Below are 13,801 nucleotides of genomic sequence, written 5' to 3' on the forward strand. Positions count from 1 at the left end.
CGGACCGGCCGCTACGCTCGTCGCTCACCCGTCCCCGGACCCCGAGGCACCCCCGCATGACCCACGAGAACGTCGTCTCGATCCGCCTCGAGGACCCGGAGCGCGCCCCCGAGGCGCTCGGGCTGCTGCGCGAGGCGTCGCAGAGCGGCAAGCTCGGCCTGCACGCCGCGGTCGTCGTGAGAGTCGCCGACGACGGCACGGTGCACGTGGAGGACCTGGAGGAGACGCCGGGCCCCGGGATGCAGCGCGGCGGCGCGCTCGGCGGCCTGCTCGGCGTGCTCGGCGGACCGCTGGGGATGCTCGTCGGGTTCGGTGTCGGGGCCCGGCTGGGCGAGACCGCCGATGCCGCGGACGCCGAGGTCGAGGAGGACGCGCTCGTCGAGGCGGTGCGCCACCTGCCGGCCGGGTCGACCGCTGTGGTGGCCGAGGTCGAGGAGCAGGCGGAGAACGAGCCGCGCCTCGACGAGCTCATGGCCTCCGTCGGCGGCACCGTCCACCGGCGCCCGGTCGAGGCGCTGCTCGACGAGCTCGAGACGCACCTCGCCGAGGGCGTCGTGCCCGACGCGGTCCCGGACGCCCCGCGCACCGAGCGCGGCGAGCGGATCGACGCGCTGCGGGCGCGCATCGAGGGCCGCGTCCTCTAGGACCCGGCGCGGCCCGACGCGGACCGGCGGCCGCGCCGGTCCGCCGGGCGTCCCGGACGGCCGTCGAGCGTCCGTGCCGGGCCTACGTGTCGCGCCGCAGCCGCCGGACCTCGGCCTGCGTCAGCGCCACCAGGTCGGCGGGCGCCAGCTCGATCTCGAGCCCCCGGCGGCCCGCGCTGACGTAGACCGTGTCGTGCTCCAGGGCGCTCTCGTCGACCAGCGTCGGCAGCGCGCGGCGCTGGCCCAGCGGGCTGATGCCGCCCGCCACGTAGCCCGTGGTGCGCTCGGCCTTCGTCGGGTCGGCCATCGTCACGCGCTTGCCCAGCGAGCGCAGGTCGAGCGTGTCGCCCGCCGGGACGACGCAGACCGCCAGGCCGTCGTCGCGCTGCACGACCAGGGTCTTCAGGACCCACGCGGGGTCGAGGCCGAGCGCCTCGGCCGCTTCGAGCGCGTAGGAGTCGGCCGACGGGTCGTGCGTGTATTCGTGCAGCTCGAAGGCGACGCCGGCCGCGCGCGCCGCGCGGGTCCCCGGGGTCTCGCGGCCCGCCACCGCTCAGGCCTCCAGCCGGCCGACGCCGGCGTCGGTCAGGGCCCAGGTGCCGTCGTCGAGCGGCGTCGCGTGGCCCTTCTCCGCGAGGGAGGCGAGGTTCAGCGGGGTGCGCATGTCGCCGTGCCCGCGGCCGATCGCTTCGTCGATCGCCGCCACGGACACGCCCACCCCGGCCCGCCCGCCCGCGAGCCGGCCCAGCGCGGTGGTGACGTGGACGAGGTCGCGCGCGCTCATGGACGGATCCTGCCACGGCGGGCGGTCGCGCCCTCAGGGCGGGCCGGGTGCCGGAATTTGCGTGTTGCATGCCGAAGCCGTTACGGTCGTTCCATGGCCCGTTTCCAGTCCCGTCCCCTGTCCCGTCTCCCGCTCCTCTCCCTCGCCCTGGCGGCCACCGTGCCCGTGGGCGCCGTCGTCGCCGCCGCCCCCGCGAGCGCCTCGAAGCCGCGCTTCACCGCGAAGCAGGCGTTCCGCAAGGGCATCCGCGAGACCGCCCGGATCGAGGCGCCGGGGTCCAAGCCGTCGCGGATCCGGATCTCCTGCGTCGAGATCCCGAAGATCGACGACCGGGGGCGCTGCACGGGCAGCTTCGACCTGGTCCGGAAGGGCCGCCGGGCGCACTACCTGCTCAAGCCGGACGCCGGCACCTTCCGGATCTCGCACGGGGCCGTGATGTACGAGGTGTCCGCCAAGGCGGAGAAGAAGGTCCGCGGGCTCCCGCTGCGGACGGGCATCACCGGCATCCTGCAGTAGTGCCCGGGCCGGCGATGGGCGCCGCTAGGGTCGCCCCATGTCGCTCATCGTCGTCGCCCACCTCTACGCCCAGGAGGGCCGTGAGGACGAGGTCCTGCAGACGCTCCGCACGCTGACGGAGGAGACGCTGAAGGAGGACGGCTGCGAGTCCTACGTGCTGCACCGCTCCATCGACGACCCGCGCGACTTCACGTTCGTCGAGTCGTGGGCGAGCGTCGACGCGCTCGCCGCCCACGACCGGCAGCCGCACCTGGCCAAGGCGTTCGAGCGCGCGGACGAGCTCTTCGCCCGCGCGCCCGACGTCCGCCGCTACGAGGCGGTCTGACCCGGGCGGGGCCGGCCCGTCACCGCCGGCACCCCGGCCGGCGGCCGGCTCCCCGGACGGACGTGCGGCCCGGACCGGTCCCTCACCCCGCGGTGAGGTGCGCCAGCACGTGCTCCGCGAACGCGTCTGGGGCCTCGAGGTGCACGAAGTGCCCGGCGCCCGGGATCGACGCGCGGGTCAGGCCGCCCGGGAAGAGGTCGTCCATCCCGGCGTAGAGGCCGGGCGCCACGCACGCGTCGTCCTCGCCGTTGACCACCAGCGTGGGCACGGGGACCCGCCCGAGGGCGACCCGGCGGACCTCCCGGTCGACGAAGCTGCGCGGCAGCCCGCGGTAGTAGCCGAGCGCGGCCGCCAGGCGGCCCGGGCCCTCGAGTCCGCGGCGGAGGGTCGCGAGCTCGTCCTCCGTCGGGTCCCACGTGGGCGACCAGCGGCGGGCGAGGTCGTCGATCCAACGGAGGTCCGTGCGGGCGATGAGGCGCTCGGGCAGGTCGGGCACCTGGAACTGCAGCATGTAGCGGGAGCGCCAGAGCTGGCCCAGGGAGGGCGAGCGGAGGATCGCCGCAGGGTGCGGCACGGCCGCGGCGACGATCCGGTGCACGCGGTGCGGGGCGAGGTTGGCGGCCGCGTAGGCCGTCGCGGCGCCCCAGTCGTGGCCGACGATCATGAGCTCCTCCTCGCCCAACTCGTCGGCGACGGCGATGGCGTCGCGGGCCAGGTCCAGCAGGGTCGTCGTGCGGCCCGGCGGGCGGTCGGAGGGCGCGTAGCCGCGCATCGCGGGCGCCACGGCGCGGTAGCCCGCGTCGGCCAGGGTCTCGAGCAGCCCGACCATGCTCCACGCGCTGTCGGGGAACCCGTGGAGGCAGACCACGAGCGGGCCCTCGCCGCGCTCCAGCAGGGCCAGGTCGACGTCGCCGGCGTCGACCCGGCCGGGGGCAGACACCGTGCCCGCGCTCACCGGACCACGCCCTCGCGGTCGGCCCACCCCAGCAGCATGATCGTCTTGCCGTCGGCGATCTCGCCCGTGCCGACCATCGCGAGCGCGTCGTCCAGGCGCAGCTCGACGAGCTCGATCTCCTCGCCCTCCGCGGCGACACCACCGCCGTCCTCCGCCCGCAGGTCCGCCGAGCGGTACGGGGCGGCGAAGAAGTGGAGCCGCTCCGTCACCGACCCGGGGCTCATGTAGGCGTCGAAGAGGTGGCGGACCTCGCCGACCCGCACCCCGGTCTCCTCGTGCGCCTCGCGGCGGATGGCGGTCTCGGGGTCGTCGTCGTCCAGGAGCCCGGCGCAGGCCTCGATCAGCATGCCGTCCGGGTGCCCGTTCTCGAACGCCGGCCAACGGAACTGCCGCGTGAGCAGCACGGTCCCGGCCTCGGGGTCGTAGAGGAGGATCGTCGCGCCGTTGCCGCGGTCGTAGGCCTCGCGCTGCTGCCTGGTCCACGTGCCGTCGGGGCCGCGCCAGTCGAAGGTCGCGCGCCGCAGCACGAACCACGCGTCGGACAGCACCTCGCGTGCGACGGGGCGGACGCGGGGGTTCTCGCCCAGGCCGGCGAAGGTCAGCGGTGCGCCCTCCGGGTCCGGCGGGGCGTCGTGCGTCGGGGAGGCCACGCGGGCATCGTCGCACCGCCGCCGGAGCGTGCGGAATCCGAGAGGCGGGCATTGGTGCCCCCATGGCCGTCGATCCCGCGTCCCCGTGGCCCCTGCTCTCCGTCGACGGCGGCGGGATGCGCGGGCTCGTGGCGGCGCGGATGCTGGCCGAGATCGAGCGGCGCCTGGGCCGGCCCGCCCACGAGATCTTCGGGGCGGGCGCCGGCACCTCGACGGGGGCGCTGCTCGTCGCCGGCGCCCTGGGGGCCGCCGACCCGCTGCCCGCCGACACCATCGGCGACTGCTACCGCGACATGGGGCCGCAGGTCTTCGGGCCCGGGCTGAAGCTCGCGATCCGGGGCGATGCCGACGCCCAGGCGCGGCTGCGCTCCATCGTCCACGGCGTGGTCGCCGACCGGCGGCTCTCCGAGAGCCCGCACCGATTGATCGTCCCGGCGGCGGACGTCGCCCGGCGGGCCCCCGTCGTCCTCGACAGCGGCTCGGCGGAGGACGGGCACGGCGACGCGCTGCTCGCCGACGTCGTGCTGGCCAGCGCCGCGCTCCCCGGCTACTTCCCGCCCGTGCGGATCGCGGGCGCCGACCTCGTCGACGGCGGCCTGTGGGCGAAGGACCCCACGCCGGTGGCCGTCGACCGGCTGCGGGCCGACGGCCCCGCCCACGGCGTGGTGGTCTCCCTCGGCACGGGCATCGTCCACGGCCGCGCCACCCGCGGCCGGGCGGAGGGCGTGATGGACCTCGTCGCCGCGTCGCTCGGCGGGGTCCCGGGCGACGACGACGAGGCGCTGCGCGGCATCGAGGTGCTGCGCCTGGAGCCCGAGCTGCCCCGGGGCGTCGGTCGGATGGACGCCGCGAGCCCCGGCGACCTGGCGGCGCTCGAGGAGGCGACGGCGCGCTACATCGCCCAGGCGGCCCACGAGTTCGACCGGGCCGAGGCGCTGCTGCGCGCCGTCATGGCCTGAGTCGCGCGGCGGCACGGGCGCCTGAGCGTGACGCCGCCGCGGCGCCGTCCGCGAACCGCCGTCACACAACGCGTCGCCGACACGCGAGGATGCCCGCATGCCGAATCAGGATCAGGCCGACGTCGTCGTGATCGGGGCGGGTCTCGCGGGGCTCGTCGCCGCCGCCGAGCTGGCCGACGCGGGGCGCCGCGTCGTGCTGCTCGACCAGGAGCCGGAGCAGAGCATGGGCGGCCAGGCGTTCTGGTCGCTGGGCGGGCTGTTCCTCGTCGACTCGCCCGAGCAGCGGCGGATGCGGATCAAGGATTCTCGCGACCTCGCCTGGCAGGACTGGCTGGGCACCGCGAAGTTCGATCGCCCGGAGGACCTGTGGCCGCGCCGTTGGGCCGAGGCCTACGTCGACTGGGCGGCGGGCGAGAAGCACGCGTGGCTGACGGAACAGGGCATCAAGGTGATGCCCCAGGTCGGCTGGGCCGAGCGCGGCGGCTACGACGCGGAGGGCCACGGCAACTCCGTCCCGCGGTTCCACCTCACGTGGGGCACGGGCCCGGCGGTGATGCGGCCGTTCGAGGCGCGGGTGCGCGCGGCGGTGACGCGGGGCCTGATCACGCTGCGGTTCCGCCACCGGGTCGACGAGCTGCTCACGGAGGACGGCGCCGTCGTCGGCGCGCGCGGGGCCGTGCTCGAGCCGAGCTCCGTCGCGCGGGGGGCGAAGAGCTCGCGCACCGAGGTCGGCGAGTTCGAGGTCCGGGCGCAGGCGGTACTCGTCACCTCGGGCGGGATCGGCGCCAACCACGAGCTCGTCCGCCGCAACTGGCCGGCGCGGCTGGGAACGGCCCCGAAGCACATGATCTCGGGGGTGCCGGACCACGTCGACGGCCGGATGGTCGAGATCACGCAGGCCGCGGGAGGGGAGACGATCAACCCCGACCGCATGTGGCACTACGTCGAGGGGATCCACAACTGGGACCCGATCTGGACGAACCACGGGATCCGGATCCTCCCGGGACCCTCCTCCCTCTGGCTCGACGCGACGGGCAAGCGCCTGCCGGTGCCGCTGTTCCCGGGCTTCGACACCCTCGGCACGCTCGAGCACATCATGGGGACGGGCCACGAGTACACGTGGTTCGTGCTGACGGAGAAGATCATCGAGAAGGAGTTCGCGCTCTCGGGCTCGGAGCAGAACCCCGACATTACGAGCCAGTCGATCCGCGAGACGCTGAAGACCCGCGTGGCGTCCGGGCCGCCCGCGCCGGTCCAGGCGTTCATGGACCGCGGCGCGGACTTCGTCGTCGAGCGCGACCTCGCGGCCCTCGTGCGCGGCATGAACGCCAAGACCGACACGCCGCTGATCGACGCCGCCGAGCTCGAGCGCACGATCATGGCCCGCGACCGCGAGGTCGGCAACGCCTACACGAAGGACCTGCAGCTCACCGCGATCCACGGGGCCCGCAAGTACCTGGCGGACCGGATCACCCGCGTCGCCAAGCCCCACCGCCTGCTGGACCCGGAGAACGGCCCCCTCATCGCCGTCAAGCTCTCCGTCCTGACCCGCAAGACCCTGGGCGGCCTGCACACCGACCTCGACGGCCGCGTCCTGCGCGCACCGGAGCGCGGCGGCGCGAGCGAGCAGGAGCGCGAGCCCGTCCCCGGCCTCTACGCCGCGGGCGAGGTCGCCGGCTTCGGCGGTGGCGGCATGCACGGCTACCGCGCGCTCGAGGGCACCTTCCTCGGCGGCTGCCTGTTCTCCGGGCGCACGGCCGGGCGGGCGCTGGCGCGCGACCTGGGGTAGGGGGCGGCGGGTTGGCCCCGGCGCCCCGTCCCGCGGTCGCGGCCCCGCGCGCCGGGGCTAGCCCGCCCGTAGCCCCGGCTGCCCGTCCTCGATCGTGAACGTGGCCCCGGTCGTCGCGGGCGCGTCCGGGGTGCGCACGGCGCTGAGGGTCCGGAAGTCGGCCTGGAGCCGCTGGCGGTCCATCGTCACGCGCACGTAGCCGCGGCGCTTGGCGTTGTACTTGATCCAGGGGTTCTCGGTCAGGTCGTCCTGGCCGTCGTTGCCGTCGCCGCCCGAGGTGATCGAGGTGCCGCACAGCTCCGAGCCGATGATGGGCGAGGACGGGTCGGAGAAGTCGCGCAGCAGGTCGGCGGCGTAGTGCTGGTGGATGTCGCCCGTGAGCACGACGGGGTTGCTCGTGCCGCGGTCGACGATGCCGTCCAGCACCCGCTGGCGTCCGGCGCGGTACGCGTCCCACTGGTCCGTGGAGTAGCCCTTCTCGGCCCCGGGCACCCGGTCGCGCGAGGCCATCAGGACCTGCTGGGCGAGGATGTTCCACTTCGCGCGCGAGCGGCTCATCCGGTCGACGATCCAGCCCTCCTGGGCGAGGCCGAGGATGGTCGCGTTGGGGTCGTCCATCTCCGGGCCGTCCGACGGGGTCTTGTCCTCGTAGGGCTGGTCCGTCCGGTACTGGCGCGTGTCGGCGACCACGAAGTTCGCCAGGTCGCCCATCGGCAGCTCGCGGTACAGCTGCATGCCGGAGCCGCGCGGGCTCTGCGGGTGGCGCAGCGGCATGAACTCCCAGTAGGCCCGGTAGGCGGCGGCCCGGCGCTGGGCGAACACCGCCCGGTCCTGGTCGGGCTCCGTGTCGACCTGCGAGATCAGGCCCGCGTAGTTGTTCTCGACCTCGTGGTCGTCCGGGGTGACGACGATCGGGAACAGCCGCCGCAGCTCGAGCAGGTCGGGGTCGGAGTTGTACTGCGCGTGGCGCTCGCGGTAGCTCGGCAGGTCCATCGGCTCGGCGTTGGAGTGCTGCCGCACGCCGGTGGTGCCCGGCCCGCCCTCGTAGATGTAGTCCCCGACGTGGACGACGAACCACGGGTCGTCCTCGGCGATGCGCTTGTAGGCCGTGAAGTAGCCGGCCTCCCAGTTCGAGCAGCTCGCGAGGCAGAACCGCAGGCTGTTGGGGGAGCGGCGGAACGCGGGCGCGGTGCGCGTGCGGCCGACGGGGCTCGCCTGGCCGTGCGCGTAGAAGCGGTACCAGTACTCGCGGCCCGGCCGTAGGTGGTCCACTTCGACGCGAACGGAGTGCCCCTCCTCCGGGCGCGCCAGCCGCAGGCCGCGGGCGACGACGCGGGTCATCCCCTCGTCCTCGGCGACCTGCCAGCCGACGACCACGCGGCGGCGTCCGATCGGTTCGCGGCCGAGGGCGTCGAGTGCGATGCGGGTCCAGATGACGACGCCGTCCGGGGCCGGCTCGCCCGACGCGACGCCGGCGACGAAGGGGTAGGCGCCGCGGGGGAGGGTCGCGTTGGCCGCGCCGGCGAAGACGCCGTTCGTGCCGAGCGCGACCGCGCCGGCGCCACCCGCGGCCAGCAGGCCGCGGCGGGAGATACGAGTGGACATGGGGGGAGTCCTGGGTCGACTGCGATGGGGGGACCCCGACTCTGCGCGCCCCGTGCGGCGAGGCTGTGGCGATTCGGTGAAGCGGTCGTTGGTGCGTGCAAGGACGCGCGGCCTCAGGCGCCCGTCGCCGCGGCGACCGCCTCCGCCGCGCGGTCCTCGAGCTCCGCCGCGGCCGCCGCGAGCGCTGCGTCGAGCGGTCGCCCGGCCGGGCCCAGCGGCGTCACGGCCGCCGCGCCCCGCGCCCGCAGCTGCGCCGCCGCGGCGGACTCCACCCGTCCGCCGAGCACCGCCACGGGCGTACCCGCCGCGACGGACCGGCGCACGACCGCGTCGACGGTCTTGCCCTGCAGCGTCGAGGCGTCGACGCTGCCCTCGGCGGTCAGGACGAGCGACGACCACGCCGCCAGCGCGTCGAAGCCGACGAGGTCGAGCACGGCCTCGGCACCCGGCCGGGCGGTCGCGCCGACCGCCCGCAGCGCCAGCCCCAGGCCGCCCGCCGCGCCGCTGCCTGGGAGGTCCGGGTCGACCCCGAGGGACCGCGCCCACGCCCGGAGCGCCGCGTCGTAGGCCGGGACCTCGTCGGGCGTCGCGCCCTTCTGCGGCCCGAACCGGTGTGCCGCGCCGTCGGGGCCGCAGAGCGGGGCGTCGACGTCGTAGAGCAGTTCGAGGTCGACGGCGGCCAGTCGCGGGTCCACGCCCGTCAGGTCGCCACGCGGGTCGCGGAGCAGCCCGGCGCCGTCCTCCGGGGCGTCGGCGCCGAGGGCGCGCAGGAACCCCGCGCCGCCGTCGACCGAGGCCGTCCCCCCGACGGCGACGAGGATCCGCGCGGCACCCCCGTCGAGCGCCGCCCGCACCAGGTCGCCGGCGCCCGCCGACGACGCCCGCCCCACGTCCCGCGCGTGCTCGGGGACGGCCGCGAGGGCGATGGCCTCTGCCGCCTCGACGAGGACGGTCCCGCCGATCAGGTCGCCCCCGCCCAGCCACGCGATGCGGGCGTCCGTCGGCGCCCCGTGCGCGTCGCGCGCCCGCACCGTCACGGCCGTCGCGCGTCCGCCGGCGAGGAAGGCGTCGAGGGTGCCCTCGCCGCCGTCGGCCACCGGGAGGGTCAGCGGCCAGCCGCTGGCGCGCACCACCCCGCGGGCGAGCGCGTCCGCGGCCTCGGCGGCGTCGACCGCCCCGCGCAGCTTGTCGGGCGCGCACAGGACCACCGGGGCGAGCGCGTCGACGCGCGCCGCCAGCGCCCGCCACGGCGCGACGTCCCAGAACCGCCGCGCGCGGCCCGACGGCGAGGGCAGCACCCACGCCTCGGCGCCGCCGAACCGCTCGGGCTGGGGGCCGGAGTCGACGGGCCGGCCGAGCGCCGTGGCCCCGGCGGTCTTGCTCGTGAAGGCGACGACGCGCGCGCCGCACGCCGCGACCTTGCGCGCGACCGCCGCGGCGTCGAAGCCGGCGGTGCCGATCTCGGCGTCCGACCCCGAGTCGGCCTTGTTCAGGTCGGTCAGCGCGATCCCGTACCGCGCGGCCTCGCGGAAGGCGAGCGGCTCGAGCGGCGCGGGCAGCAGTCCGGCGCCGTGCAGCGTCGGCCAGAAGCGGTTGCCGGGCCCGGCGTACGGGGCGCCCAACCGTCCGGAGACGGCCCCGGCGGCGGTGCCGCAGAAGAGCACGCGGGCGCCGGCGGGGAGCACGTCGTCGAGGACGTGCGGCCGCCCGTCGGCGGTCCGGGCCTCGTCCGCGCCGCGGCTCACGCCACGACCTCGGTCCCCGTGGTCCGGAACGCCCGGCGGTAGGCCGTGGGCGTCGTCCGCGCGCGGCGGGCGAGGTGCTGGCGCAGCGAGGCGGCGCTGCCGAAGCCGGAGCGGGCGGCGACCTCCTCCACGGGCAGGTCGGTCGACTCGAGCAGCTCCTGCGCGGCGAGGGTGCGCTGGTCGAGCAGCCACTGGGCGGGCGTCGTGCCGGTCTCCTCGCGGAACCGGCGGGCGAAGGTGCGGGGCGAGACGTTGGCGTGCCGGGCCAGGGTCGCGACGTCCAGCGGCTCGCGCAGGCGCCCGAGCGCCCAGGCCCGGGTCGGCTCGAGGCCGGCCGCGAGGGCGCGCGCTGCGTCCTCGCCGGGCCCGCCGCCGTCGATGGGGCGGCGGACGAACTGCGCCTGGCCGCCGTCGCGGTGCGGGGCGACAACGGTGCGGCGGGCGATGGAGGCCGCCAGCTCGGCGCCGTGGTCGCGGCGGACGACGTGCAGGCAGAGGTCGATCCCCGCCGCGACGCCGGCGCTCGTGAGGACGTCGCCCTCGTCGACGTAGAGCACGCCCGGCTCGACCGTGATCTCCGGGTGCCGGGCGGCGAGGTCGGCGCAGGCGTCCCAGTGGGTCGTCGCCCGGCGGCCGTCGAGCAGGCCGGCGGCCGCGAGCGCGAACGCCCCGGTGCAGACCGACATGATCCGCACGCCCCGGGCCGCAGCCGCCCGCAGCGGGGCGACGTACACCGGGTTCGGGTCGTGGTGGACCGTGCCCGGCACGACGATCGTGTCGGCGTCCTCCAGCGCCTCGATGCCGCGCGGGGCCACGACGTCGAACCCGGTCGACGTGGTCACGGGTCCCGCCCGCAGCGCGGCGATCGAGAACGCGTAGTGGGGCGGGCCGCAGTGCCCGAAGACGTGGGTGGGCGCGGCGAGGTCCAGCAGGAGCACGCCGGGCTGCAGCAGCGCCACGACGCGGTGGGGGCGCGGCGCCGGGGATCGCGGCGCGGACGACGGGGGCCCGGGGGACCGGGGCGCGCGCGACGGCGGCGCGGGCGACCGGGGCGCGGGCGGCCGATGGGCACTCGGCGGACGGGCGGGGGACGACACGGTGGCAGGATCCTATCGATGCATGGCAAACCTGCCACTGGCGGCGGCGCCCCGTCGGGCGCACGATGCTCCCATGACCTCCGCCGCCGCTCCACCCACCGTCGAGATCCTCGTGTTCGAGGGCGCCGACGAGCTCGACGTCGTCGGCCCGTTCGAGGTCCTCGCCGCCGCGGGCTTCCCCGTCCGCACGGTCGTCCTGCCGGTCGACGGCGCCGCGTCCGCCCCGCATCCCGCCACCGTCCGGTGCGCGAACGGGCTGCGGCTCGGCGTCGACGGTACCCTCGGCGTCCCGGACGGCACGTTCGGCGCGCGCCCCGGCCTGCTCGTCGTGCCCGGCGGTGGCTGGTTCGACGGCACCCCCGGCGTGCGCGGCCTGACGGAGGACCCCGCCGTCGCCCCGCGGCTCGCCGCCCTGCACGCCGACGGCACCGTTCTGGCGTCCGTCTGCACCGGCGCGATGCTCCTGGCCGGCGCCGGTGTCCTGCGCGGCCGCCCGGCGACCACGAACCGCCTGGCCCTCGACGACCTGCGGGCCACGGGCGCCGACGTCCGCGACGCGCGCGTGGTCGACGACGGCGACGTCGTGACCGCCGGCGGCCCGATCGCCGGCATCGACCTGGCGATCCGGCTCGTCGAGCGGTACCTCGGCGCCGAGGCCGCCGCCGCGGCGACGGCGCGCGTGGAGCACGACCGCACCGGCCCGCTCGTGATCGACGGCGAGGTGGCCGCATGACCGCCGCCCTGATCGTGATCGACGTGCAGCAGGGGTTCGACGACGCCTCCCGTCCGCCGCGCGACAACCCGGCGTGCGAGGGCAACGTGCGGGCGTTGATCGACGCGGCCCAGGCGCGCGGCGACGCGGTCGTCCTCGTCCGCCACGACTCGATCGAGCCCGGGTCGACGCTCGCCCCGGGCCACCCCGGCAACGCGTTCAAGCCGATCCTGGACGGCGTCGAGCCTGACCTGCTGGTGCCGAAGCACGTGCACTCGTCCTTCCACGGCGAGGTCGACCTGCACGCCTGGCTGACCGCGCAGGGGATCCGCGACCTGATCGTGTGCGGGATCCAGACGAACCGCTGCTGCGAGACCACGACCCGCGTGGCCGGCGACCTCGGCTACGACGTGCGGTTCGTGCGCGACGCCACCCACACGTTCGACGAGCCGGACCCCGACGGCGGCCCCGACCTGCCCGCGGCCCTGCTCGCCCGCGTGACGGCCGCGAACCTGGACGGGCACTTCGCCCGGGTGGTGAGCACGGCCGAGGTCGTCACGGGCTAGGGCGAGCGCCCCCTCCGGTCGGCACCCCGCGAGCGCCCCTCGGTCGGCACCCGCGGCCTCCCGCCGACGGGGCGCTCCCCCGGCCGGGGGAGCGGGGCGTGGACGGCCGCCGACCCGGCCGCGGGGCGCGCCGCGCGACCGGGGCCGGACGCGGCAGAGTGGCGGCCATGCGCGCCGTCTCTCGCCGCCGCCCAGCCGTCCGCCCGTCCCGCCGCGCCGTACGCCGCGGTCGTCCGCGGGGTGGCGCGTGACCCGCGTCCGCACCCTGCTGCTGCTCGCGGCGCTCGTCCTCGTCACGCTGAACCTGCGCCCCGCGATCGTCGCGGTTTCGCCGCTCCTGGACGAGATCCGGGCCAGCACGGGCATGTCGGGGGCGGAGGCGAGCCTGCTGACCACGCTCCCCGTGTTCTGCTTCGGGGCGCTGGCGCCGCTCGCGCCGCGGCTGGCGCGGCGGTTCGGCGGCGAGGCGGTCATCGCGGGCGCGATGGTCGTCCTGGCGGCGGGCATCGTCGTGCGGGTGGTGCCGGGCACGGCGCTGCTGATCGGCGGCACGGTGCTCATCGGCGGGGCGATCGCCGTCTGCAACGTCCTGGTGCCCAGCGTCATCAAGCGCGACCTGCCGCACATCGCCGGGCTCGCGATGGGGGTCTACGCGATGGCGCTGACCGGCGGCGCGGCCCTCGCCGCCGGCCTGGCGATCCCGGTCGAGGACGCGCTCGGCACGGACTGGCGCGGCGGACTCGTCCCGTGGGTGCTCCCCGTCGTGCTGGCGCTGGTCGCGTGGCTGCCGGTCGTGCGGATCGTGCGGGCCCGCGGGGAGCAGAACGGGCACGCGGCGATGGCTGGCGGCCTGTGGCGCGACCCGGTCGCCTGGGCCGTCACGGGGTTCATGGGCCTGCAGACGCTCCAGTTCTACACCGCCACCGCGTGGGTGCCCACGATCTTCGTCGACCACGGCATGACCCAGGAGCGCGCCGGGTTGCTGCTGGCGCTCATGAACGTCGTCGGGGTCGGCAGCGCCCTGGCCGCGCCCGTGCTCGCCGGGCGGATGCGCCGCCAGGTCGGCCTGGGCGTGGGCAGCGTCGCGTTCTGGGCCGCGGCGTGGATCGGCATGCTGGCGGCGCCCGTCGGAGGGGCCCTCCTGTGGATGGTCCTGATGGGCGTGGCGCAGGGCGCGACGCTCGGCGTGGCGCTCACGCTGATGGTGCTCCGCTCACCCGACGCCGCGCACACCGCCGAGCTCTCCGGCATGGCGCAGACCGTGGGCTATCTCGTCGGCGGCTTCGGTCCGCTGGCGATCGGCGCGCTCCACGACGCCACGGGCGACTGGCAGGCGTCGATCGCAGTGCTGCTCGTGCTGCTCGTGCCGCTGACCGCGGTGGCGGTCCTGGCCGGCCGCGCGCGCCTCGTGCGTGGCGGCGCGGCCTGAGCCGGTGAAGTTCTCCTCCTCCCGC

15 protein-coding genes are annotated in these 13,801 nt (G+C 76.5%); 8 read left to right on the top strand and 7 right to left on the bottom strand.

All coding sequences use genetic code 11. The annotated features are described in order from the left end of the window. Nucleotides 1-56 precede the first annotated feature (56 nt). Complete coding sequence (locus F593_RS23110) at nucleotides 57-644, top strand: DUF1269 domain-containing protein (RefSeq protein ID WP_022928020.1); 588 nt, start codon at nucleotides 57-59, stop codon at nucleotides 642-644. Nucleotides 645-726: 82 nt separating this feature from the next. Here the strand turns inward: F593_RS23110 and ybaK are convergent, their stop codons facing one another. Both ybaK and F593_RS0106885 read right to left on the bottom strand, forming a co-directional pair. Beyond that, entirely contained in the window at nucleotides 727-1,194 is a 468-nt protein-coding gene (gene ybaK / locus F593_RS0106880) for a Cys-tRNA(Pro) deacylase (RefSeq protein ID WP_022928021.1), read from the bottom strand. A gap of 3 nt (nucleotides 1,195-1,197) precedes the next feature. Further along, nucleotides 1,198-1,428 carry a hypothetical protein gene (locus F593_RS0106885; RefSeq protein ID WP_022928022.1) on the bottom strand — a complete coding sequence of 77 codons (231 nt, stop codon included), beginning with the start codon at nucleotides 1,426-1,428 and terminating at the stop codon, nucleotides 1,198-1,200. Between the two features lie 93 nt (nucleotides 1,429-1,521). On the opposite strand from F593_RS0106885, the gene F593_RS0106890 reads away from it, so the two are divergent. Beyond that, on the top strand, nucleotides 1,522-1,944 hold the full coding sequence (locus tag F593_RS0106890; protein ID WP_022928023.1) for a hypothetical protein: 423 nt from the start codon (nucleotides 1,522-1,524) through the stop codon (nucleotides 1,942-1,944). Between the two features lie 37 nt (nucleotides 1,945-1,981). Next, nucleotides 1,982-2,269 carry a putative quinol monooxygenase gene (locus F593_RS0106895; protein ID WP_022928024.1) on the top strand — a complete coding sequence of 96 codons (288 nt, stop codon included), beginning with the start codon at nucleotides 1,982-1,984 and terminating at the stop codon, nucleotides 2,267-2,269. Nucleotides 2,270-2,351: 82 nt separating this feature from the next. Here the strand turns inward: F593_RS0106895 and F593_RS0106900 are convergent, their stop codons facing one another. After that, nucleotides 2,352-3,209 carry an alpha/beta fold hydrolase gene (locus tag F593_RS0106900; RefSeq protein ID WP_028721505.1) on the bottom strand — a complete coding sequence of 286 codons (858 nt, stop codon included), beginning with the start codon at nucleotides 3,207-3,209 and terminating at the stop codon, nucleotides 2,352-2,354. An 11-nt stretch (nucleotides 3,210-3,220) separates the two neighbouring features. Beyond that, the gene (locus F593_RS0106905) at nucleotides 3,221-3,874 is read right to left on the bottom strand and encodes an NUDIX domain-containing protein (RefSeq protein ID WP_022928026.1); all 654 of its coding nucleotides are present in this window, start codon (nucleotides 3,872-3,874) and stop codon (nucleotides 3,221-3,223) included. A gap of 62 nt (nucleotides 3,875-3,936) precedes the next feature. Between F593_RS0106905 and F593_RS0106910 the strand changes: the two genes are divergently transcribed. Both F593_RS0106910 and F593_RS0106915 read left to right on the top strand, forming a co-directional pair. After that, a complete protein-coding gene (locus F593_RS0106910; protein WP_022928027.1) occupies nucleotides 3,937-4,833 on the top strand; it encodes a patatin-like phospholipase family protein in 897 nt (298 codons plus the stop codon). A gap of 97 nt (nucleotides 4,834-4,930) precedes the next feature. After that, nucleotides 4,931-6,622: an FAD-binding dehydrogenase gene (locus F593_RS0106915; RefSeq protein WP_022928028.1), complete on the top strand. Its 1,692-nt coding sequence runs from the start codon at nucleotides 4,931-4,933 to the stop codon at nucleotides 6,620-6,622. 57 nt (nucleotides 6,623-6,679) lie between these two features. Here F593_RS0106915 and F593_RS0106920 read toward each other — a convergent pair whose 3' ends face one another. From F593_RS0106920 to F593_RS23115, 3 genes are all read right to left on the bottom strand, one after another. Beyond that, complete coding sequence (locus F593_RS0106920) at nucleotides 6,680-8,227, bottom strand: alkaline phosphatase D family protein (RefSeq protein WP_022928029.1); 1,548 nt, start codon at nucleotides 8,225-8,227, stop codon at nucleotides 6,680-6,682. Nucleotides 8,228-8,340: 113 nt separating this feature from the next. Then, nucleotides 8,341-9,972, bottom strand: coding sequence for a glycerate kinase (locus F593_RS0106925; RefSeq protein ID WP_022928030.1), 1,632 nt, complete (start codon nucleotides 9,970-9,972; stop codon nucleotides 8,341-8,343). Next, entirely contained in the window at nucleotides 9,969-10,931 is a 963-nt protein-coding gene (locus F593_RS23115) for a GlxA family transcriptional regulator (protein ID WP_022928031.1), read from the bottom strand. Before F593_RS23115 ends, F593_RS0106925 begins: the two co-directional genes overlap by 4 nt. Before the next feature lie 211 nt (nucleotides 10,932-11,142). Between F593_RS23115 and F593_RS0106935 the strand changes: the two genes are divergently transcribed. The 3 genes from F593_RS0106935 to F593_RS23120 all read left to right on the top strand — a co-directional run bounded on the left by F593_RS0106935 (nucleotide 11,143) and on the right by F593_RS23120 (nucleotide 13,776). Further along, a complete protein-coding gene (locus tag F593_RS0106935; protein ID WP_022928032.1) occupies nucleotides 11,143-11,802 on the top strand; it encodes a DJ-1/PfpI family protein in 660 nt (219 codons plus the stop codon). Next, nucleotides 11,799-12,347 carry a cysteine hydrolase family protein gene (locus F593_RS0106940; RefSeq protein WP_022928033.1) on the top strand — a complete coding sequence of 183 codons (549 nt, stop codon included), beginning with the start codon at nucleotides 11,799-11,801 and terminating at the stop codon, nucleotides 12,345-12,347. The genes F593_RS0106935 and F593_RS0106940 overlap by 4 nt, the downstream gene beginning before the upstream one ends. Nucleotides 12,348-12,594: 247 nt before the next feature. Continuing rightward, a complete protein-coding gene (locus F593_RS23120) occupies nucleotides 12,595-13,776 on the top strand; it encodes a CynX/NimT family MFS transporter (protein WP_022928034.1) in 1,182 nt (393 codons plus the stop codon). Nucleotides 13,777-13,801 lie beyond the last annotated feature (25 nt).

This window comes from Patulibacter americanus DSM 16676, from assembly GCF_000420025.1.
GTDB lineage: Bacteria > Actinomycetota > Thermoleophilia > Solirubrobacterales > Solirubrobacteraceae > Patulibacter > Patulibacter americanus.

Excerpts from the sequence above, each read along its gene's own strand:
- F593_RS23110 (WP_022928020.1), top strand. The coding sequence starts at position 57 with ATGACCCACGAGAACGTCGTCTCGATCCGCCTCGAGGACCCGGAGCGC.
- F593_RS0106885 (WP_022928022.1), bottom strand. The coding sequence starts at position 1,428 with ATGAGCGCGCGCGACCTCGTCCACGTCACCACCGCGCTGGGCCGGCTC.
- F593_RS0106890 (WP_022928023.1), top strand. The coding sequence starts at position 1,522 with ATGGCCCGTTTCCAGTCCCGTCCCCTGTCCCGTCTCCCGCTCCTCTCC.
- F593_RS0106895 (WP_022928024.1), top strand. The coding sequence starts at position 1,982 with ATGTCGCTCATCGTCGTCGCCCACCTCTACGCCCAGGAGGGCCGTGAG.
- F593_RS0106910 (WP_022928027.1), top strand. The coding sequence starts at position 3,937 with ATGGCCGTCGATCCCGCGTCCCCGTGGCCCCTGCTCTCCGTCGACGGC.
- F593_RS0106915 (WP_022928028.1), top strand. The coding sequence starts at position 4,931 with ATGCCGAATCAGGATCAGGCCGACGTCGTCGTGATCGGGGCGGGTCTC.
- F593_RS0106920 (WP_022928029.1), bottom strand. The coding sequence starts at position 8,227 with ATGTCCACTCGTATCTCCCGCCGCGGCCTGCTGGCCGCGGGTGGCGCC.
- F593_RS0106935 (WP_022928032.1), top strand. The coding sequence starts at position 11,143 with ATGACCTCCGCCGCCGCTCCACCCACCGTCGAGATCCTCGTGTTCGAG.
- F593_RS0106940 (WP_022928033.1), top strand. The coding sequence starts at position 11,799 with ATGACCGCCGCCCTGATCGTGATCGACGTGCAGCAGGGGTTCGACGAC.